At 36.3% G+C, this 22,760-nt stretch carries 18 protein-coding genes; 5 read left to right on the forward strand and 13 right to left on the reverse strand.

Annotated features, from left to right (window positions below; all coding sequences use genetic code 11):
• Positions 1–87: 87 nt before the first annotated feature.
• Complete coding sequence (locus tag RM706_RS10265; protein WP_311351088.1) at positions 88–1,557, reverse strand: nucleotidyl transferase family protein; 1,470 nt, start codon at positions 1,555–1,557, stop codon at positions 88–90.
• 76 nt (positions 1,558–1,633) lie between these two features.
• Here RM706_RS10265 and RM706_RS10270 point away from each other — a divergent pair, with 76 nt between their 5' ends.
• Both RM706_RS10270 and RM706_RS10275 read left to right on the forward strand, forming a co-directional pair.
• Positions 1,634–2,410, forward strand: a complete 777-nt coding sequence (locus RM706_RS10270) for an MBL fold metallo-hydrolase (protein ID WP_311351090.1) — start codon at positions 1,634–1,636, stop codon at positions 2,408–2,410.
• Positions 2,411–2,905 (forward strand): hydrolase, encoded by a 495-nt coding sequence (locus RM706_RS10275; RefSeq protein ID WP_311351092.1) that lies wholly within the window; start codon positions 2,411–2,413, stop codon positions 2,903–2,905.
• Between the two features lie 14 nt (positions 2,906–2,919).
• On the opposite strand, the gene RM706_RS10280 is transcribed toward RM706_RS10275, so the two are convergent.
• The 11 genes from RM706_RS10280 to RM706_RS10330 form a co-directional block, all read right to left on the reverse strand.
• Complete coding sequence (locus RM706_RS10280; RefSeq protein ID WP_311351094.1) at positions 2,920–4,377, reverse strand: Gfo/Idh/MocA family protein; 1,458 nt, start codon at positions 4,375–4,377, stop codon at positions 2,920–2,922.
• Positions 4,378–4,395: 18 nt separating this feature from the next.
• Entirely contained in the window at positions 4,396–5,187 is a 792-nt protein-coding gene (locus tag RM706_RS10285; protein ID WP_311351096.1) for a 3-keto-disaccharide hydrolase, read from the reverse strand.
• Between the two features lie 72 nt (positions 5,188–5,259).
• A complete protein-coding gene (locus tag RM706_RS10290) occupies positions 5,260–5,928 on the reverse strand; it encodes an alpha/beta hydrolase (RefSeq protein WP_311351099.1) in 669 nt (222 codons plus the stop codon).
• 23 nt (positions 5,929–5,951) lie between these two features.
• Positions 5,952–6,281 carry a hypothetical protein gene (locus RM706_RS10295; protein WP_311351101.1) on the reverse strand — a complete coding sequence of 110 codons (330 nt, stop codon included), beginning with the start codon at positions 6,279–6,281 and terminating at the stop codon, positions 5,952–5,954.
• On the reverse strand, positions 6,274–7,533 hold the full coding sequence (locus tag RM706_RS10300; RefSeq protein ID WP_311351103.1) for a dihydroorotase: 1,260 nt from the start codon (positions 7,531–7,533) through the stop codon (positions 6,274–6,276). Before RM706_RS10300 ends, RM706_RS10295 begins: the two co-directional genes overlap by 8 nt.
• A complete protein-coding gene (locus tag RM706_RS10305; RefSeq protein WP_311351105.1) occupies positions 7,530–9,452 on the reverse strand; it encodes a BatA domain-containing protein in 1,923 nt (640 codons plus the stop codon). Before RM706_RS10305 ends, RM706_RS10300 begins: the two co-directional genes overlap by 4 nt.
• A 91-nt stretch (positions 9,453–9,543) precedes the next feature.
• Positions 9,544–10,548, reverse strand: coding sequence for a glycosyltransferase family 2 protein (locus tag RM706_RS10310; protein WP_311351107.1), 1,005 nt, complete (start codon positions 10,546–10,548; stop codon positions 9,544–9,546).
• Entirely contained in the window at positions 10,545–10,907 is a 363-nt protein-coding gene (locus RM706_RS10315; protein WP_311351109.1) for a DUF6077 domain-containing protein, read from the reverse strand. The genes RM706_RS10310 and RM706_RS10315 overlap by 4 nt, the downstream gene beginning before the upstream one ends.
• Positions 10,904–11,590 carry an SGNH/GDSL hydrolase family protein gene (locus RM706_RS10320; RefSeq protein WP_311351112.1) on the reverse strand — a complete coding sequence of 229 codons (687 nt, stop codon included), beginning with the start codon at positions 11,588–11,590 and terminating at the stop codon, positions 10,904–10,906. The genes RM706_RS10315 and RM706_RS10320 overlap by 4 nt, the downstream gene beginning before the upstream one ends.
• A gap of 10 nt (positions 11,591–11,600) precedes the next feature.
• Positions 11,601–12,176 carry a hypothetical protein gene (locus RM706_RS10325; protein ID WP_311351115.1) on the reverse strand — a complete coding sequence of 192 codons (576 nt, stop codon included), beginning with the start codon at positions 12,174–12,176 and terminating at the stop codon, positions 11,601–11,603.
• An 11-nt stretch (positions 12,177–12,187) separates the two neighbouring features.
• Complete coding sequence (locus RM706_RS10330; RefSeq protein ID WP_311351117.1) at positions 12,188–13,672, reverse strand: S10 family peptidase; 1,485 nt, start codon at positions 13,670–13,672, stop codon at positions 12,188–12,190.
• Between the two features lie 122 nt (positions 13,673–13,794).
• On the opposite strand from RM706_RS10330, the gene RM706_RS10335 reads away from it, so the two are divergent.
• Positions 13,795–14,925, forward strand: coding sequence for a Gfo/Idh/MocA family protein (locus RM706_RS10335; protein ID WP_311351119.1), 1,131 nt, complete (start codon positions 13,795–13,797; stop codon positions 14,923–14,925).
• 12 nt (positions 14,926–14,937) lie between these two features.
• Positions 14,938–17,343 carry a hypothetical protein gene (locus RM706_RS10340; RefSeq protein WP_311351122.1) on the forward strand — a complete coding sequence of 802 codons (2,406 nt, stop codon included), beginning with the start codon at positions 14,938–14,940 and terminating at the stop codon, positions 17,341–17,343.
• 91 nt (positions 17,344–17,434) lie between these two features.
• Here the strand turns inward: RM706_RS10340 and RM706_RS10345 are convergent, their stop codons facing one another.
• Entirely contained in the window at positions 17,435–20,668 is a 3,234-nt protein-coding gene (locus RM706_RS10345) for a VCBS repeat-containing protein (RefSeq protein ID WP_311351124.1), read from the reverse strand.
• 499 nt (positions 20,669–21,167) lie between these two features.
• Here RM706_RS10345 and RM706_RS10350 point away from each other — a divergent pair, with 499 nt between their 5' ends.
• Positions 21,168–22,718 carry a PhoX family protein gene (locus RM706_RS10350; protein WP_311351127.1) on the forward strand — a complete coding sequence of 517 codons (1,551 nt, stop codon included), beginning with the start codon at positions 21,168–21,170 and terminating at the stop codon, positions 22,716–22,718.
• The last annotated feature ends 42 nt before the right edge of the window (positions 22,719–22,760 follow it).

Below are 22,760 nucleotides of genomic sequence, written 5' to 3' on the forward strand. Positions count from 1 at the left end.
AGAATAAGAATTTTAGTTTCTAAAACAGTTCTCGATACGATTTTTTATCAAAAAATCACTCGAACTGACACCTATTGGATACATATTTTATTCTTCATCAACTTCTACCTCTTCGGCCTCAATTTCTTTACGTACAAAGAGGTTTTTTTCTTTTATAATTTCGGAAATGCCCTCAGGTAACATTTCTTCCCATCCCTTTTCACCGTTAGTAATTCTTTTGAGTACTTCGCGTGAAAAAATGTCCATAATATCCGGATCATAGTCAATGATATCCATTACTTTATTGTTGTACTTAAAGAATTTGTACAATTCTTTCATTCTTGGATGGACCTTCACATTGTTACTGGTCATTATCTGACCAGTATTTGCATCCTTCATTGGGTAGAGATATACCTTTAAATCTTTGAAGAATAGTTTACCAAAGGCCTCTAGAATACCCCCGCTTAGATGACGATAGTATTTTTCATCAAATACATCTACCAGGTTATTTACACCCATGGTCAAACCAATACGCGATTTAGTATAATTATTCAGATATTCTACCAACTTATAATATTCTTGAAACTTTGAGATCATTACCGTATGCCCTAGAGAGCATAAAAGTTCTGCTCGATCCATAAAATCTTGTTCATCAATTTCACCTGATGCTCTAAGGTTTGATAGGGTAATTTCAAAAATTACAATGGTATTATCATAATCAACGGTCTGTTCACGTACAAATATGTCGTACGATTTTTGAAACATATCCATATTGACCTTGGTCACCGGTCTAAAACTACCTCGCAGGGCTAAAATATTTTTCTTGTAGAGGATTGAGGCTGGGAGCAGGTTATTACCATCAGGCCCAAACATTACTGCATCGGTCATATCGTTTCGAATCAACTGAAGGCTCATCAATCGATTATCCACATCACTAAAACTTGGACCTGTAAAATTGATCATGTCAATTTCTAAGGTATCCTTATCGATATGGTCATACAGGTATTTTAATAATTTTCGTGGCTTATGATACTTAAAAAATGCTCCATAAATTAAGTTTACGCCGAGGATACCTAGGGTTTCTTGTTGTAATCGTGCTTCATTCTGTTTAAAACGCACATGCAGAATAATTTCATCATGCTCTTTTTGTTTTGGGTCTAATTGAAACCGAAGCCCAATCCAGCCATGACCTTTAAAGCGTTTTGAAAAATCAATTGTAGCAACTGTATTCGCGTATGAAAAAAATAGGTAATCAGGATTGTTTTTTCTATCAATACGTTCTTCAACTAAACGCATTTCATGCTTGAGCATTGTTTTTAACCTAGCTTGGGTTACATAACGACCATCTGATTCGACCCCATAAATTGCATCACTAAATGACTTGTCGTAAGCACTCATCGCCTTTGCAATGGTGCCTGAAGCTCCGCCGGCCCTAAAGAAATGACGTGCTGTTTCTTGACCTGCCCCTATCTCTGCAAAAGTTCCGTAGATATCAGGCTGTAGATTTATTCGCAGCGTTTTAGCCTTGATTGAGGGTATGTTCTCAAACTCTTTAATCTTATTGGCAATAGTGCTCATGGGTAGTCATTTGTTGTTAACAAAGTTAAGAAGTTAAGAAAATCTTTTACACAAATAAGTTATAATTTTGATTTAAATGAAACAAAGCTTAAATGTTACTTTTTTGGGTACTGGCACTTCTCAGGGAATCCCTATTTTAGGCAGTAAACATCCTGTATGTTTAAGTAACAATTCAAAGGATAAGAGGCTTCGCGTTTCTGTGTTGGTTTCTTGGGGTGATTATAATTATGTAATTGATTGCGGCCCTGATTTTAGACAACAATTATTGATCAATCCTATAGAAAAATTAGATGGTATTCTTTTTACCCATGAACATGCTGACCATACTGCAGGCATTGATGATATTCGCCCCTTTTTCTTTCGTCAAGGCGATATTCCAATTTATGCCCATGAACGGGTAGTTATTGCTTTAAAAAGACGCTTTGATTATATTTTTGCCAATGAGGATAGGTATCCAGGTGCCCCGGCAGTAACTATAAACTTGGTGGACAAGGAAACTTCTTTTGAGCTTTCTGGTTTACAAGTAACGCCAATTGAAGTATGGCATAATCGATTACCAGTTTTGGGGTATCGCATACATGATTTTGTGTACTTGACTGATGTAAAACGAGTGGAAGAATCAGAAATGGAAAAGCTTAGAAACTGTAAGGTGCTTGTAGTGAATGCCCTACGTATTGATCCCCATCATTCTCATTTTAATTTGGAAGAAGCCTTAGAATTTGCCGAAGAAGTAGGGGCAGAACGTACATATTTTACCCATATTAGCCATTTGTTGGGCTTTCATGAGGAAGTTGAAAAGAATTTGCCTGAAAATGTGTTTTTAGCGTATGATAATTTAAAAATCACGATTTAAATGAAAAAAAATATTTTTTTATACCTGTTTGTTTTTGCGGCACTCATTTTGTTGTACTCACTTGTTACCGGTAATAAAATTCAGAAAGAAAATGAGGCAGCTATCCTAAAGTTGCAGGGCGAAGTAGAGACGCTAAAAGATTCTGTTCAAAAAGAAAAATTAATGGTGCTGGATATGCAGTATTTTTCATTGGAAAACAATGATGATGCCTTGGCCTATTACGACCATTTGAACTTGAAAAAACCTACCCGATATATTGAGGACAAGCTTTTAGAAACCAATGAAAAAAAAGGTGATAATCCTTTAATACCCTATGAAGGAATGCAAAGCGACTTTAAAATCAACAAAATCAAAGTAATGAACCACAGATGGATCGTTGCTGACTTCTCTGATGGTCAATACTGGGGTGATATAGTTATTAAATATGAACTCAAAGACGATTTAAGTGTTGATTTCACACTCTTAGATCACTTACTATATACCCGCAGCAATTAAGTAAAAAGCGTATTTTAAAACACTCGATAATCACCGCTTAAATATTGATTCGCTTCTTCTTCAGAAAATCTAGCATTTTCACTATCCCAGTGTAATGTTTGATTTGGAAAGCGACCTGCAATCACACCTAATAAAATAGTTTCTGTCAACCTTGAGGCATAAGAAAATGGAGCCGTACATTCATCTTCACCTAAGCACGCATCAACGAATTGATGGTAATGTTTTGGACCTTCAGAAGCATAATCGCGAATTGGTTTGCCCATGTTATTGGCCTTTTCAACAGCTTCTATTTCGGCAGATATATCAACATATTGACCATCAACAATTTTTTGAGGTAATTGCATAAAGTGGGGTAGGAGCAAGCGGCCTTTGTCTCCAATAAACATAGCACCTTGTTCAGGCAGTTGACCTTCAGAAGCAGTTTTGGTTTCTAAAGACATTTTATCTTCCATAGAAGCCTCTTCACTTTCATCATTAGTTTGAACTGCAGCACCGGGCAGTTCTAAATCGTCGTGCCCAGATGGAGCTCCAGGTCCATCTGACCAAATCCATTTTAAGGTCTGAGCGGTATACGCCGTGCCTGGAAACTCATAAGTCACCATATTGTTTTCTGGAAACCCAAATCCATTGGATTGTCTGCACTCGTTTTTGATGGTAATTGGCACGTCTAATGCCAATGCATTATAAGGAGTATCAAAAATATGAACGCCCATGTCACCTAAAGTTCCACAACCATAGTCCATAAGTTTACGCCAGTTACCTGGGTGATAAACCCCTTCTTTATATGGTCTTTCAGCTGATGTTCCCAGCCAAAGGTTCCAATCAAGCGTTTCAGGAACAGTATCTTCCCCTTCTGGGATAGGACCATCATAGCCCCAATTTTTTGGTGACCAGGCCCGTACCGTATGCACTTTTCCTATAATACCAGATTGAATTAATAATGTTGCCAGTTTATAGTCATAGAATGAATGCACTTGAATGCCCATCTGGGTTATCAATCCTTTTTCAGCGGCTACTTTATTCATTTCACGTGCCTCTGAAACATAGTGCGTAAGGGGCTTTTGGCAGTAAACAGATTTGTTAATATTCATTGCCATTAATGAGGCGGGAGCATGTGTATGATCAGGTGTTGACACTATTACAGCGTCTATTTCATCTTTAATTTCTTCAAACATCGATCTGTAATCGGTGAAAGTCTTTGCATTTGGATGCAAGGCTTTAGCAGCAGCCAAATTAGAGGCATCGACATCACAAAGGGCTACGACATCAACTTTTGCATGTGAAGAAATATCCCTCAAATCTTCTCCCCCCATATTTCCAACACCAATATGTGCCGTTCTGAGTCTTTCCATTTTAGGAGCAGCGATTGATTTACTTTTTTCTTCTTCTTTACAGGCTAAAAAAATAGAAGGCATCACAGCAGTAGATGATGCTAGGATGGCTGATTTTTTAAGGAAGTCTCTTTTTTTCATGGTTGAAGTATGATATAATTACAATTCTTTGATCTTAATGTTTCGGAACCAAATTGGACTTGAATGGTCTTGTAAGCCGATATACCCTGTTTTGAATTTGCCATAATCAGGACTGTTTTTCCATTTGTCAGAATTTTTCTTTTTGTGCCAGTCATCTGACCAAGGTATAAATGAAAGTACTTGTTTGCCATTTAACCAATGTTCAACTTTATCAGGGGTAAAAACTATTTTAGAAGAATTCCATTCTCCGGCCGGATATAAATTCTTTTTTGTGGAATCTGCAGGGTGCATTGCATAATCAGAAGCTGTTCGCTGCAAAGGCTTTAATTCATTAGGTTTTTTTGTATACCCAAGACTTGTATTATAAGCAGTTAAATCATGTATATTGGCATAGTTCTCATCATCAATTAATTGATATTCAGGTGATACTACCGGCGGACCGTCATAACCTTCTTGTACATGATAAAAAATCCCACTATTTCCGCCCTTAGGTAGTTTCCATTCTAAGTATAGTTCAAAATTGTCGAACTCCTTAGCGCCAAAAATAATATCTTCTCCACCAGTATAGTCTTGTTCTAAGCCTAATTGAGTATCAAAAGTAAGTGTGCTGTCTTTTATGACCCAGCCAGGCGGAAGCTTATCTGAATTATAGCCACGCCAACCTTCTAAGGAACTACCATCAAATAGGTAAGTCCAACTTTGACCTTCTTTTTCCTTACTGGAACTGATGGTATCTGCATCTGTCTTCTTAGAAGAATTGCAAGAAACTAAAAGACCAACAGCAATAATGGGAATAAAGAATTTTGACATCAATTTTAGTTAAGTTTGGTTAATTCCTTTAAAACTAAAAACAAAATTCCGAATAGTACAATTTTGTGTATGTTATTTTGAGTTCATGATATTTTCCAGCCAAGTACAAAAAGAGTAAAAGTTTTGGGGTGCTACACCATGACCTACGGGAAACTCCTCAAACCTATGTTCAATTCCCAATTTATTAAGAATTGCTGGCGCACGTTGAGCCCATTCTATCGGTATTACTTGGTCCACTTGACCATGGGATGCGTAAATATTCAAATTGGTATGGTCTTTATTTTTATAGCCCTCCACCAAAATACCTTCATTGATATAACCGCTCAAGGCAATGACATTTTTGATTTTTTCAGGATATGATAAAGCAACTGCATAACTCAATATAGTACCTTGACTGAACCCCAATAAAGATATTCTAGAACCATTTAATCCATATGCCGTGCAAGCTTCTTCTATAAAGGCAATAATTTTATCTCGTGACTCGATGGCTTGCCCATCATCACTCCATTTCCCATTTTGGGCATCAAAATTAATAGCATACCATGCATGCCCAAAAGGTTCCAAATCATAGGGTGCACGTACTGAAATTATAAATAACTCTTCAGGTAACTCACTTGAAAATGAGAATAAATCCTCTTCATTGCTTCCATAACCATGAAGCATAAAGAGAACAGGGGTATCTAACGTTTTATGCTTAGGGGAACGCATAAGATATTCTAGAGAAAGCGGAATTTGGGACATTTTTAAGTATAAGTAATTTGATTTTAGCTAATAAATGTAAACCATTTTTGAAAATAGCTACCTACAATAGGTATTTCCTTTTTGTTACCATTTAAAGCCTGCATAAAACCAAACCCCCAAAGAAATAGATACAATAAGAACAATACTAAAGATGCATAAGCAATGCCGGTAAAGGTCAATCCAATAGCTAGAGCATGAAAAAATAGGTGAATTCCGAACGCCTGACGAATATGAAACCTAGCAAAAGCATTCTTTGGCTCAAGGTTCATCGTAATGGCAATTAAACTACCAACAATAGTTAAATACGCAACTATAGCTGCTGTTTTTCCGGCTGTGACATCATCTTTAGTCATTCAAGTGTATTTTGCCTTTGTTGATAATGCCATAAACACTGCCCTTCATTTCCTGATCTAAAAAGATTGCATTTTTAGATTTTGACAAAATGTGCTCCTCTTTAAAAGAATACGTACTATTTGGATTGAACAAAGTTAGATTGGCAATCGCCCCTTGTTCAATAGTTGGAGTTGGAATTCCAAATCGTTCCCTCCCTTTTGAAAGTAAGCTTATGGTTTCATCGAGACCAAGTAAATTATGGAGCGCGCCAAAGGCACTTTCTAAACCAATAGAACCATATTGAGCATTGTCAAACTCCATTCGCTTTTCCTCAATATCCATAGGACGGTGATCTGAGGTTACGAAATCTATGGTGCCGTTTTGGAGTCCTTTTAAGAGGGCATTGCTATCTTTCTTAGTTCGTAAAGGTGGTTTTACTTTATAGTTTGTATCAAAGGTTTCAAGTTCCGAATCTGTTAGGCAAAGATTATGAATTGAAACACTTGTGGTAACGTCAAGTCCTTTTTTCTTAGCGTCGGCAATTAACTTTACAGCCCCAGCACTTGAAATTGTGGGAATATGTAGTTTACCACCGGTATACCCTAAAATAAAGAGGTCACGCGCTATTTGAAGCTCTTCGGATAATGCAGGAATTCCTTTTAAGCCAAGGCGAGTTGAAACCTCACCTTCATTAACTATTCCTTTTCCGCTTATGGCTACGTCTTCTGGGTAAGAGAACACTAAACCATTAAAATTTTGGGTATAAAGCAGTGCAATTTTTAATAGATTACTATTTGAGAGAGCCTTTTTATAGTCATAGAACCCAACTGCCCCCATAGTTTGCATATCATACAGTTCGGCAAGTGCTTTACATTCACTATTTACAGTTAGCGCTCCAATGGGATGCAAATTAGTTGTGCTGCCATTGGCTCTATCTTTTAAGAAAATGATGTCTGAACCAGAATCGGGCAATGGATTTGTGTTTGGATTTAATAGAATATCTGTAAATCCACTTTTTGCTGCTACTTTTAAACCATCAGAAATAGTTTCTCTTTCTTCATAACCTGGTTCGCCATAACTTACACTGGTATCAAACCAACCAATAGAAATATGTAGGTTATCTAGTTCGATTTCTTTCGTATTGCCAGGAAGTGCAATATTCATAGCAATTTTTTCAATTGTACCATTTTTAATGAGAATATCCCTCTTTTTTTGATGAATGGAAGGGTTAGAGGGAGCACTAATTTTGGCAGACTTAAGAAGTATGTTCATGCAAGAAATTTTTGAATCAGCAATTCCACCAGAGCGAAAACCAAGGCAAAAATAACAAACCATTTCCAATAGTTGTAAATTGAATTGTCTTCTGCTAATTCTGCAAAAAGTTTGGGTACTGTATTTTGAAACGATGCAGCTTCCATTTGACTTGCATCTTGATAGGTTAAATTGCTCTCTTCTCGTGGATAATTAAAGCTGATAAGCCCTAGAGTATCTGTTTTAGTGATTACCACATAAGTTCCATCTTCATTTGGGTTATCATCAAAAGCCAAGCTTAGTTTATTTGCGAAAGATTGCTGCCTCGGAATAAATTCAGCATCATCTTTTATCAAACGTACTATATTATCTTTTTCAAGAGTGGCAGCTATATCAATTTGATTTTGGGTATTCATGCTAAGATATAGTTCACTCTTCTTAAGACTTAACAGCCCCATATTATAGAATGTGGGAACTATAAGCGGGGAAGCTATAAAATTGGAGTTTTCTTTTTCCAATGCTGAAGTAAATACAAAGAGGTTTCCGGTATTTAATAAAAACGGTTCACCATTAGCAAAAGAAATTGCTGAGGTAGCCTTTTTATTAGACTTATAGAAGTTTTTGACACTAGGGTATTCAAAATTTGTGACTTTTTTTTCAAATACATTTTTGTACAAAGGATGCTCAAAAGCAATCGCTGAAATATTGAGTTCTAAAACAATTCGTTCTTGTAGTTGTAAACTATTAAAACCGGTAAGAAAGGTATTGTACGATGCTAAATCGCTATTTGCTGCAGGAATAATGACCAAATTCCCTCCATTTTGCTCAAATGACTCTAATATGGTCTGTAAGTTTGTTGGAATCTCTTCTAAACCATTTAAAATAATGAGGTTCTGTGTTTCGATTTGGCTATAATCAAGCTCATTCAAATCAAAACTTAAAAACTCAAATTCGCTCTGTGTAAATATTCGACTTAAAAAATCAGCATCGGTTTGATTGATACTAAGTATTTTAATTTTTTCTTGTTCATTAACATTAAAATAAAATTGGTTGTCATAGCTAAGATCGTTATCATTTATAACTATGCGTCCTTTGATTCTTTCTCTTTCTGGTATTGAAAAGATCACCTCACTTTTTAGTTTACCGCTAGATACTATAGCAGTTTTTGCAATCAGTCTATCGCCATTAAAAAGAGAAATTGGCAAACTTTCTTCATTTTTAAGCCCAGATACAACGACATGCAGATCAGCTTGATTGTTTTGAGTATTTCCCAAATAAACAGAATCTATTGAAATATTAGGGCTTTGTTCCGCTTCTAATTGAACTAGGTGAATATTTAATTCCTCAAAATCAGTTTCAGTTAATGACCCTATGCGGTTTTGAAAATCTGAAATTATGATGGTGTTTTTAATACTTGAGTCATCATTGTTAAAAAAGTTTTTAGCTTTAAATACAATCTCGTTAAATGAAAGTTGTTTTTCAGTATGTTGAAGTGATAAAAGAGAATTTTGAATTGCACTTAAGGTGGTTTCCCTAAAAGTTTCATCATTTGTGAAAAGTGTAAGTTCAGAAGTGGGCGGTACAGTTTTTAAAATATCTTGAATTGACTTATCCAATAAGCTTAGGCCGTCCTGTTTACTTTGCATACTAAAGGAGTTATCTAAATAGATAACCGTCTCTTTTTCTTTGAGTGCATTTTTATTAGCAAAAAATGGTTGGGCAAAAGCAAGTACTAAACAAGTCAATAATGCTAAACGACTTAATAATAACAACCATTTTTTTATGGCACTGCTCTTTCGTGATTCAGCAACTACTTTTTGCAACATCGCAACATTGGTAAAAGCTGTTTTTTTAAAGCGACGGAGTTGGAAAAGATGAACAATGATTGGGATTAACAGTAATAGAAGGGCCCAAAGTAATTCTGGATGTTTAAACTGCATTCCTCAATTTAATTATGTAAATATAAGCTATTGTCTCTTTTGACTCAAGAATGTCAGCTGTTAAGAGTTTGATAATTTTGTGCTATATCCTTCAACAAAAAAAGTAATAATCTGACATCGACTTCTGGTTTAAGGCGCTCAGATATGAGGTAATCTCATTTTGAGCATCCCCATTTGCTACCGTTATGATACTTTGCGGTTTGTCCATACTGGCTAAGACTGAAAAATGGTTAAGCGGCTGACCATATATTTCTTTATCTATTTTATTAGGATTGTCACATAGCCATGTAAATGGAATTTTACTATTTATTAGAACTTTGGCAATTGATTTCCCTTTAAAGCCCGCCCCCCATACAGCTAAGGGGCGTCTGCTATCATAATCTAACTTTAAGTAGTAGTGAATCTTAATATCTAGAAAATAGTTTTGCGCATAATGCTCATGGGTTCTTGAGGTACGCGTATCATAATCACGCCATAAATGTAAAATTTCAGTACAAGGAATCACTTTTAATCTTTTTTCATAAAAACGAAAGGTAAGATCATAGTCCTCTGGGTAACGGTTTGGTCCAAAGGCCCCACAGGCTTCAAAGTCCTCACGATATACTAACCAACATGGTGATGGAATAACACACTCTTTATAAATTTCAGCATAATTACTACCGTTTGAAGTCAGTTTATTCAACCATTTTTCATAACGAGAATAACCATCACTAATACCTCTTTCTGAGAAATAGCGCACTTGTCCTACTGATATGTAACCTCTCCCATATTCGTTTAAAGAATTGACCATATGTTCTAATCGATTAGGTTTCATCATATCATCAGAATCCATACGGGTAATATATTCCCCTTTACAATTTGAATAAGCCGTTTGTAAGGCAGGAATGATTCCTAGACCTTGATTATCAAAAACCTTTATTCTAGAGTCTTTTTTTGAGTACGATTTTACTAATTCTAGACTCGAATCTGTAGAATGGTCATTAACCGCAATAACTTCCCAATCTTGATAAGTTTGAGTTAAAATAGAATCTAAACATTCTGGTAAGAAATGTGCGGTGTTTTTAAAGGGAATGAGAATACTAATGAGTCTATTCACACTATGCAAGTCCAAATTGGTAAAGTTTTTGTCGAAAGAGCATGGTTCTCTTTTTTCTTTAGTTCTTGTCTTTCTTGATATTGATATCTAAAATAAACTATGAAAGTTAAAAGCACCAAAGTCAAAACAATATTTGACATTACAATAAATTGATGTCTCAATCTGTACGTCATAAAGAATGAGGCAATGAAGGCAACAATTGCAAAAATCACCCCATACCCCAAAACTATGGCACCGCCGGCCAACATTTGCCCTTTACCAGCCTCAATTATACCCGCATAGGATATTCCCACAAAAAAGAATGTAATAAACATTAGTACGTTGAAAAGAAGACAAGCAGGTTTTAAAAGCTTTTTCATTTCACCATACTAAGGCTTTTATCAATAGCTTCTTCAGCTAGTTTTCCGAGTATCTCATAGCCTTTTTCAGTCAAATGAACTTCATCGGTGGTCAATTCTTTAGGCAATCCATTTCTGTCATCAGCCATGATCTTAAAATAATCTAAGTAGGGCACTTTCTTTTCTTCAGCCATTTTAGACAACATGCTATTCAGTTCAGGAATTTTTATATTGGGGTTCAATCCAGGTCTCCATGGATAGTCATAAGCGGGAAGCACGGAACAGACAATTGGTAAAATACCATTGCTTTCTGCCAATTCTACCATTGATAAGATATTATCTCTAATCTGTTCTAAGGTCATTGGGCCCGTGTTACCGGCAATATCGTTGGTTCCAGCTAAAATCAGTACAATTTTTGGGTTTAATGCAATTACGTCTTGCCGAAACCGAAGTAGCATCTGGGGAGTGGTTTGACCGCCTATACCCCGATTAATATATGGTTTACCTTCGAAGAATGATTTTGACCATCCTTCAGTAATAGAATTACCCATAAAAACTACCCGATTTTCATTTGCTATTGGACTTCCAATTTTTTCATTATTAGCTTGATATTTAGCCAAGTTTGCCCAATCTTGTGCTTTTGCAGAATTTGAAAAAGAAAAAAATGCGAAGAGTAGAACCAAGGAAATCTTTTTTAAAAACATAGAAACTTAGTTATTTTTTAGGAGGTGTGATCATAATATGAGCACGATGTGTTCCAGGGTTCATAAGCCAAGCATGACCAGGTGGTGTTGGGGTAGTGGGCAAGCCAGTACTTTCGCCGGTAGCAAATGGCACATAAAAAACGTAACGCACATACCCATTGTCAATTTCGTTGGTATCTGGGTTCACTTCGCCCGTAAAAACGCATAGTGTGGTTTTATCGGGCATTTTTAACTTTCCTGATTTTACTTCCGCTTCTCTAATGTCAAATATTTCTTGAAACTCTTTCCCCTGCATTTTTAGTTCTCGACCACGTGCCATAAATTCATCTAACTCTTTGTGATAAGCTGCGGTAGAAAATTTATTTTGTTTTGGGTGAGATGCCAAGGCGATATAATCATTAGTACCTTCTTTAAGAGTTACAAAACTCCCAGCTTTGTCATAACCATATACCTTAGCTCCATCTTTATAATCTAAAGGAACTGCCATCAAGGCGGTTTTTATTTGCCAATCTGCAGAAGGAATTTTTTGACTTTTGAGCGTGATCAAAGGCAAAATTAAAAGCAATAGGGTTAGTAGATTTTTCATTATCTCAAAATTTAATATTTGGCACTTTTACCAGTGTTCGCTGTTCTTTTTATAAAGGCACGAATATCATCATTAGCCTTTTGCAAGTCTTCTCTTCGCAGGTACATCATATGTCCTGAGCGATACCCTTTAAACTCAAATCGGTCTTTCATTTTCCCACTAGGATCAACCTGCCACATGGTGTACTTAGCTTGAAAATAGGTGGTCGCACCATCGTAATACCCAGATTGTATCAATACATTGAGATAAGGGTTTTGAGCCATAGCTTGTCTTAAATTATCCCTCGTATCGTCATCATCATTGTTCCATGGATGCACAGGTCCGAACATATTGTATTTAATATCTGTTTTAAATTTTAGTTCTTCTTGTAAGTAATAGTTTATCGCTGGGGTAAAACTATGCAACCATGAGGTGAGTTCGGCGCTATAATCAGGACGCATACCTGCCATTTGACGGTCTATGCCAAGATAACGCGAATCTAACCTTCCTATGGTATACCCCTGTTCTTTTAAAAGGTTTTTCCAGAAATATTGAACCGGTACCGTTAAGTTCTGGTCTAAAATTTCTTTTTTAGAAAGTCCGGAATAATAGGCCATTTTCTCAGCAACGGAATTTTTTTCAGTCTCACCAATAAAACCACCTTTTGCCAATGCGGGAATTAAAGTGTTAACAGCATAATTTTCAGATTCTGGTAAAACTTCCAATAAGTCCTTTTGTTGTAACTCGGCTGGAAGGGCTTTGTGATGCCATGCAGCTGCGGTATAGTAAGGTAAGCTTATTGCATTTTCGACAGCTCCGCCTGTGTTGTAAAGTTTATAATCAGCAGGAGAAACCATAATGACCCCGTTCAAATACATCCATTGCTGGTTTTGCAACGCCAAAGAGAGTCCCATAACTCGAGTACCTCCATAACTTTCGCCCACTATATATTTGGGTGAACGCCATCTATTATTTCTCGTTACAAAGGTATTTAACCACTCTGCCAAATATTTAATATCTGCATTGATTCCAAAGAATTTTTCTCTGTCCACTTTCTTACCAGTTTCAGGAATAGTTCTAGAGTACCCGGTATTGGCGGGGTTCACATAGACAATATCCGTAACGTCTAAAACGGAGAAGGGATTTTGTTTTACGCCATAAGGTTGTACTGGATACCCTTCATCATCAATTTTAAGCACTCTAGGCCCTGTGTAGGCTAAATGCATCCAAACCGAACCTGAACCTGGCCCACCATTAAAAGAAATTAAAAGTGGTCTTGAAGCTCTATCCTTTACATTGTTTCTAGTATAATACGTATAGTGTAACGATGCGATAGGCTCTCCCATTTCATCCCATACCGGCTGCGTGCCCGCAGTAGCCGTATAATTTATAGGAGCTCCATTAATAGTTACGCTATGCTGGGTGGTAACCGTAGTATCAAGGGTCAGCTTTCTTGATTGCGAAATAAGTGTAGCATATGAAAGCAAAAGTGATAACGCAAGAAGTGATTTTTTCATTTTTCAGGTTGTAATTCGTCCGTCTTTAAAAGTAAGGATTTTGTTTAAGAAATTATAAATGCCACTCATTGAAGATGATTGTTTTCTATCTTTAAGACAATTCAGAATAATTGAGTATTAAAATGGATAGAAGGAAATTTAATTCAACATTGGCTTTAGGGGCAAGTGGTATCACCTTAGCCTCAAATGTTCCTATGGCTTGTGCAATGGGTACTAATCAAGATAAAAAGAAATTGGGTATTGCCCTAGTAGGTTTAGGTGGGTACAGCACCTATCAACTAGCCCCCGCACTGCAAGATACAGAACACTGTTATTTAGCTGGTGTGGTAACCGGAACCCCAGAAAAAGAAAAAATATGGGTAAATAAATATAATATTCCTAAAGAGAACATTTATAATTATGACAACTTCGATTCCATAAAAGACAACAAAGCTATTGATATAGTTTATGTGGTGTTACCGAATAGTATGCATGCCGATTTTTCAATACGAGCTGCACGAGCAGGTAAACATGTAATTTGTGAGAAACCAATGGCCATGAATGTTGAAGAATGTGATGCCATTATTGATGCTTGTAAGAAAGCAGGGGTAAAATTAGGTATGGGGTATCGACTCCATTCTGAGCCTTATACGCAAGAAGTAAAAAGATTTGTTCGTGAGAAAACCTTTGGAAATATTCGATACATATCGGCAGATGCCGGGTATTATTCTGGCAGCAGCCCTGGTCAATGGCGGCTAAATCGCAAACTTTCTGGCGGTGGAGCTTTAGTTAATATGGGAGTGTACGCCATTCAAAGTCTTATTTATGGAACTGGAGAAAATCCTATTTCGGTTTCAGCCCAAGAATTTAGTACTCGACCAGCTTATTTTAAAGAAACTGATGAGACCATTACCGCACAGTTTCAATTCGATAGCGGCGCGTTCGGCACGATTATGACCTCTCACAATGTCAATGCCAATCGGTTACATGCAAAATGTGAGAGAGGATGGTTTGAATTAGACCCTGCAAGTACCTATATACCCTTAGCCGGCAGAACCTCAAATGGTGGATTGAATTTTAAACAAGAAAGTCAACAGAAATTACAGATGGATGATTTTGCAATGCATATTCTTTTTGATGCCCCTAATCTAGCCCCAGGTGAAATGGGCAAACGAGACATGATGATTGTCGAAGCTATTTATAAATCAATCTCAGAAGACGGCAAAAAACAAGCTTTGAATTTTGAACCTGCATATGGATTTTCTGATGGTTAAAACTACTGTCTTATGAAGCTCTTTTGCTTAAATAAAAAAAAATTATTAAGTGCTATTGCTATTATTCTGGCAATAAATTTTAGCTATACACAATCCGAAAAAGACAAAGAGTTATTGAACATATATAATTTATATACGTCTTTGCCAAGGGAAGTTATCTATTTGCATCTAAATAAAACCGATTTTCTTAAAGGGGAACAGCTAGGTTTCAAGGCATATATTATGGATAAGGTTTCCAGTAAGCCTGCATTGAATACATCTAATTTATACGTTCAAATAGTTGATGAAAACAATAAAGTTGTTAAAGAACAATTACTTCAAGTAAGGAATGGTACTACGTATGGCACCTTTAAAATAGATGAGCTTTTTGATTTTAAGAGTTATATCATCAAGGCCTTTACCAATTGGTCTAGAAATTTTGATGAACCCAATAACTTTGAACAGGTGATAAGCGTAATAGACATTAATAAAAACAGAGCACAGGAAATCAAGGATTTGAACACTGACCTTGAGGTATCCTTTACGCCAGAGGGAGGTCACTTTATTGGTAACACATTGAATTCTCTGGGAATCATGGTTAAGGACAATTATGGGTTTGCTGTACCGAATCTTACTGTTAAACTATTGAACGAACGGAATGAGCTCATGAAAATCATAAAATTAAATAAAAAGGGATTAGCAAAAGTATTGGTAAAACCTAAAATGGGAGTCAGGTTCAAGCTTTCGATGAAATACGATGGAATAGAACAAATTTATAATCTACCTATGGCAGAAGGGCGTGGTTTAGGATTAATCGTATCAAATCGAAAAAAAAGTTTACTTTTTAACTTGAATACCAACCCTGTTTCATTGCCTTTGATAAAAGAAAATAATTACAAATTGGCCATTCACAATGGATGTGAATTGAAATTGTTAAGGTTACCTAAATTTGATAGAACATCCATTGCCTATAATATTCCTAAAAGTGATTTGTTTAAAGGAGTAAATATCTTAACCGTTTTAGATGAAACAAATTTACCCCTTGCGGAACGACTTTATTTTTATTCAAATAAATCTAAAGTTAATTACGTAAAATCATATAAACAAGAGCTAAAAAACGATTCAATTACAATTAGTCTTAATTACCAAGACATCAATGAAGTTGGCAATCTGAGTATTTCGATTTTACCTGAACAAACTATTTCAAATAATTCAGATGAAAGTATTACTTCTTTCAATATTCTAAGTTCTTACTTAAACTCGGCGATAGAAGACGGTTCTTATTATTTCAAAGAGAGGGTTTTGGTCGAGAAAGATTTAGATTTGTTATTGTTGACCCAAGGTTGGAGTGCTTATGATTGGGCAAACATCATGTATTTTCTACCAAAAACGAAATTTGAATTTGAGAAGGGGATAAAAGTGAGTGTTGTCAATAAGAAGAAAAGGGCAAAAAATTGGGTTGTTTTTCCGCATAAAGGAATATCCCTAAAAAAATTCCAGTCTTTTAATGAAGGGATGACCTATGCCATTGATTCCCTATTTCCATACCAAAATGATAAACTTCGAGTCAGCGAGATAAATAATAGAGGCGATTTTACACAACCCTTTTTTAATCGTGAATTTGAATTCTCACCGGTCAACATACCAGAAATTGATTTGTTTGGTAAGATACTTTCCAAAAAAAGTAAAAAGAACGAATCCGTTTTAGTTGAAGATGAAAAACTAGATCTTACGCTTCCTTTTGACGGCAAAACCATAACGCTTGAAGAAGTTGTCGTTTCTGAAAAGAGAACGGAAGATTTACGACTTAAGAACCTTCAAGATTTCAGTTTTGGTGAAGTAACTGTATTTGACGATAAGGAAAGGAAAAAATGGCCTAATGTTATTTCTTTTTTGGGGATGCAACAGGGTTTTAAAATTCGAAATAACGAGTCTGGAGAAACAATAATTCTTAATGCTCTGCCAAACATGCCATTACCGACAATTTATTTAGATGGTGCTCCCCTCCAAAGTCCCATATTGAAATTAAATGATTTGTCACTATTAGAAAGGTTAAGAACTACAGATATAGCTTATATTGAAATTAATAGGTTTGGTTTAGGTGAAGGGGTAAGAGGTGCAGGTGGAGCCATTCGTATCTTTACAAGAAGTGACTATTTAGACAATTCTAAAAAGCCATATCGGTATTTAGATTTTGAATATCCCATGACTTTTGATACGCCTGATTCATATGTAGTTCCCTTATATAGTTCGTATTCCAATGAATCATATTTAAACTATGGTGTTATAGGTTGGTTCCCAAATCTTAGTTTAGATAGTAATAAAGAAGTAATATTTACCATTCCTATAACAGATTTGGATAGCATAAAATTGAATATTCAAGGTGTATTGGCCAATGGAGGTTTTATCTCAGAAGAAAAAATTATTGATTTGAATTAAAATATTTTTAAATCTCTTTGCAAAACCGATGAAAATAAACTGTTTAATAAGCAAGTACGGCTTACTACCTTAATAAACATATTATCAAAAATTAAAATTTAAAGAACAATACGGTATCATCATTTCGAGCAACGATGACAAGGCTATCTTTGGTTACAATGTCCCGTATTTCGCCTGGGGCTTTAAAACCCCCATCTTCCGCTTGAAACTGTAATCCTCCTTCATTTTTGAGATAGATTCCATCTGTAGCATCATATCTACCGGCTTGTGGTTTCACTCCAAAAAGATTGCCCCCCAGTACTAGATCTTTATCACCGTCGTGATCGTAATCACCTGAGGAGATGGCAAATATAGGAGTCAATTGGGCAGCGGCTGGTAAGGGTTTTATTGCAAAAGTTGCATCTCCTTGATTTATAAAAAGCATTGATGATAGATGTGTTGCCTTCGCTACAACAGAATTATCCAATTGATCTTTTGAAAACATCTTTTGAACAGTTGCACCTTCATAAGACTTAAAATCAGGGAATACTTTTTTTATGGATGCTATTTGGTCAATTAAATCATTTCTAATGGCATAAGGGACAGCTTCCCCTAATTTATTATACTTGGTCAAAATAGGGTCTATAAAATCATTTTGATCGTAATCATTGACAAAAAGCGCGATGGGTTGGGTTATAGAGGCCTTAAAAATGCTGTTTAGACCATGATTACCGGCAACAATATCCAAATCGCCATCAGCATCTAAATCTGTTATGTGAAGTGTATTCCACCAACCTTTTAAATTATCAAGGCCATTCTCCTTTGGTTCAAATGCTTGTCCCGAATGTAGAAAACAATGAATACCCATAAATTCTCCCGTAACAATCAAGTCTTGGCGCCCATCTCCATCAATATCAGCGAAAATAGCATCTGAAATCATCCCAATTCCCTTTAGACTCGGAAGCCAAGTTTTGGTTACATCTTCAAAAGCACCTTCTCCTTTATTTTCAAACAAATACCCGTCAGAGGGTAATCCATATTGTGTTGGTCTTGAACCTTCTCCCACAAAAACATCTAAATCTCCATCTCCATCAAAGTCAGAAGTGGCCACACAAGAGGTATTGATTGTTAACCCAAACGGATTATCGATACTTTTTATAAAAGACTCATCTTCATTGATGTAGAGCTTGTCTTTTAAAATTTTTGAGCCCTTTTCGGTTTCTACTCCGCCACTACCTATAATAAAATCCAAGTCTTTATCACCATCAACGTCAAGGAATATTCCTTCGGTGGCTTCAAAATTACCATCAATTTTTAGGCTTTCATACTTACCTCCAATAGCGAAGATTTGAGAGGATACTTCTTTACCACCTGAAACGAATAAATCGTTAATGCCATCTTGATTCCAATCTGTAAGCGTAAGCTTTGGTCCTTTGGCACTCACCATATGGTACAGAAATCGATCTCGATCAAAATCTACAAAATGACTTTCTTTGTGTTGTACATTCAATAAGTTAATTGGTTGAAAAATCGTTTCACCCTTTGATGCTACTTCTTTCAAATTCGGAACCTCTGCCTCTAACTCCTTTATTTGAATGGTTTGGTTGACATCGATGTTTTTTAAAACGGATACTTTCCCTTCAGGCCATAGAATCTTAATATTAATCGGTGCAGCTGTGTTGAGACCTACAACAAGTTTTGTGTCCATGCTCGATTGAAATCCTCTAACAGGTTGCTGTTCATAATAATACTCATTAGAATCTGATTGAATAAATATTTTGCTTCCGATACCGTATTTGTTGGTCTCTCCCTTCAAAATGAGGCTAATGCTGTTTCCTGATGTATTATTTCGATATATTGAGGCTACCCCATTTACATTATTGATAACAAGATCCAAGTCCCCGTCATTATCGAGGTCTCCATATGCTGAACCGTTTGAAAAACCTTTTAGATCTAACCCAAACTCATTTGAGGCTTCTTTGAATGCTAAACCATCCACATTTTTAAAAAAGTTATTTGGAATCGGACTGGACGGAATATGTTTGGAAAGTTTATCATAATCAAACCCGTCCTGAGAAATTAATCCTTTCATCAACGCTTCATTTGATATGTAGTTGATATAATCTAAATCGGTCAAATCTTGATAAATACCATTCGCAACAAAAATGTCCTTTAAGCCATCATTGTCTAAGTCAAAAATCAAGGCTCCCCAACTCCAATCCGTAGCTTCAAGATTAGACAACCGACCGACTTCTTTATACCCTTCGGGCGAACTTAGTTGGAATACGTTTCGAGAAAATTGGTTATGGTAGCCATATCTTCTATTGAATTCCGACTTGTTCCAATCCATAAAGGTGATTTTTGACTTTATTCTTGCGTCGTCTCTTGGTAACATGTCCGTGACAAACAAATCATTTTTGCCATCATTGTTGACATCTGCTATATCAGCACCCATAGAATTGAGACTGATGGATTGAAAATAATCGGTAAGCTCCTCGCTAAATGTACCGTCCTGTTGATTGATGTATAGATAGTCTCTTTCGAAAAAATCGTTTGAGACGAAAATATCTTCCCAATTGTCGCCGTTAATATCGCCAATGGCTACCCCTAATCCAAAGCCAATTTCACTTCCATAGATACCTGCCTCTTCACTGACATCAATAAATGCATTTCCTTCATTTCGCATGAGTTTATCCCCTCCGAGAAGATTTCGTTTTGCTCGTTCATTTTGTCGTTGATCAAAAGCTGCTAAGGGTTTGTATGAGTTGTTCAATATATAAACATCCAAATCGCCATCCTTGTCATAATCGAAAAAGGAAGCGTGTGTTCCAAACCCGACATCGGCAAGATTGTACTGCAAAGCACTTTCGGTAAAAGTCAGGTCACCGTTGTTAATGAAAAGTTCGTTTTGTTTATTGGTCATTCGTATATCACCCGAGTTACATACATAAATGTCCAAAAGGCCATCTGAGTTGATGTCAACCATACTCACTCCTGTTGACCAAGAGCTTTTCCCTCCCGTTCCTGACTTTTCTGTAATATCTTCAAAAGTGAAATCTCCTTTATTCAGATAGAGTCGATTCTTTTCAAGGTTTGCGGTGAAATAAATGTCCGTAAGACCATCATTATTGATATCTCCGATTGCCACGCCACCACCATTGTAGTAATTTCTATAGTTGTATCCATTAAAATCTTTGTCAAAACTAAGTTGATTGACAAAGTCAATTCCTATTTCAGCGGGATTCATAAGTTCCATAGGGCTATCACTCTTTGCTTGCTTACACGATTGTAAAAAAACGTTTGCTATTAGAAGCGGTATTAAGGCCAGAGGAAATTTAGATGTCATGTCAAAATTGGTTTGGCGACTAATTTAATTTGAACAAACCGACCCTTCAATCATTTCTCGATTACTTAACGTTCTTTTAATGCGCTTTTTATTTTATTTATAAGAGAGCCATCTTGAAACTATATCCATTGCCAAAGTCTAAAAACAATCACATTGAACTATGAACCTTATTACGGATTTAGTTCTTTATTGTCTGAAAAGCATTGTTTAATAATTAAAACAAACTAAATCTGTGATTCTATCTTCGGTTTTGGCAGTAATTCCTACATTATTACTACCGTCAAGCTCAGAAAAATAATACATGGTTTATGTGAATATGTTAAACAGTTTTTTTACTTATTAAGACCTTATCTAAATAGTAACATTGTCTTAACTATTTAACATTAAAATGAAGTTTAGTTCATTTTATGACCATTTTTAATTAACAAGGTTTAAGAGTAACAGGAAGTATTTTTGAAAAGAATCCTATACTAATTTCTTTCTAAACCTAAAATTGAAAATGAAAACACTTAAAAATTTATTATTACTTGGTGGCTTAGTTGCTGTGACTTCTTGCGACCAGATTGATGATTTTATCGGCGGCGGAGATGACGGTGGCGATGAGCCAACCGCAGAGATGACGCCATTGACCAGTTCTGTAGTACCTGATGGCGTATTCACCCTTAAAGGTGAGTTTGCGAGCAGTGCAGAATTGAACATGATTTTGTCCTCAGCAGACATCTTGCCTTCCGATTCTACTTTCGTATACGGGTCTTTTATGGATGGTGCTGCACTATACCCAAATGGAGATGGAACATACGCTTTCATCAACAATTTGGAATCTGATTTTTCAATCGCCAGAATTATGATGAATTCTGATTTGCAGCCTTATAAAGGAGACTATATTGTTAGTGCTACTGCCACTGCCTTTACTGCACAATGTTCAGGTTCTTCTATTACCCCAGAAGAGCACGGTTTTGGTCCACTATATCTATCCGGTGGTGAATGGGGCGGAAACGCCAAAGGGGTTTATTCTGTAAACCCATTCCGTGATACTGAAGACAGAGTTCAAGCTGATAGGCTTCCTGCATTAGGTGAGTGGTCAACTGAAAATGCTGTTGTTATTGGTAAAGATGCCTACCCAGGACAGACTGTAGTATTCATGGGTGATGATGATAGTAACAATACGTATCCAGAATCTCACTTTGCAATGTATGTTGGTGGTTTGGGTGATTTAAGCGGTGGAGATCTTTATGTGCTTCGTGGAAAGAACCCTGTAGAAACTGGTATTGGTGAAGGCGGTCAATTATTTGAAATGGGTATGGCCGAAGGTACCGAATATGATGTAGAGTGGGTTAAAGTAACTGAAAGAACGATTGACGAATTGAACCAAGAAGGTATCGATTCATTGGCCATAGGTTTCCAAAGAATTGAGGATATCGACTGGAGAAGAGGTTCCGCTGAAGCTAATAGAGAAGTTTATTTCAACGCTACTGGTAGATACCGCTCAGATAATCCTGATTTGGCGAATAGAGGTACTACTTTTGGACGTGTTTACAAGTTAATCATGAATCCTGATGACCCAACCGGTGATGCTAAATTGGAAGTAGTTATGGATGGTGACTTAGAAGGTGGTAAGGCCGATGGTATGCACTCACCTGATAACATTGTAGTGACTACTAACTATGCCTATGTTCAAGAAGATCCAAATGGTTATGCTGATTTGAACCCTGAGATTCAGGGGTTTGCAAAACTATGGCAATTAGATTTGAATACTGGTGATGTTAAAGAAGTATTGGAATGTAACCAACAAGGTGCCGCTGCTCTTGGCTATGGTGTTACAACCAGTAATTGGGAAATTACAGGTATGATCGATGTAACCGATATAATTGGTGCTACAGAACCTACTTTCTTGGCTGGGGCTCAGGTCCATGGTTGGAACTTTAGTACTACCCCTGAAACTGCTGTAAGACCTGACGGAATGAAGTTTTTCGATCCCACAGCGATTACTGAAGACGCTGCAAGATTGGAAGGATCTTTCTTGTTCAAGATTACTGGTCTTCCAAGATAGTTTGATTCAAAAAATGTTAAACAAACAAAGGGTTCCCGATTT

It is taken from the genome of Croceitalea rosinachiae, assembly GCF_031846445.1.
Classification (GTDB): domain Bacteria; phylum Bacteroidota; class Bacteroidia; order Flavobacteriales; family Flavobacteriaceae; genus Croceitalea; species Croceitalea rosinachiae.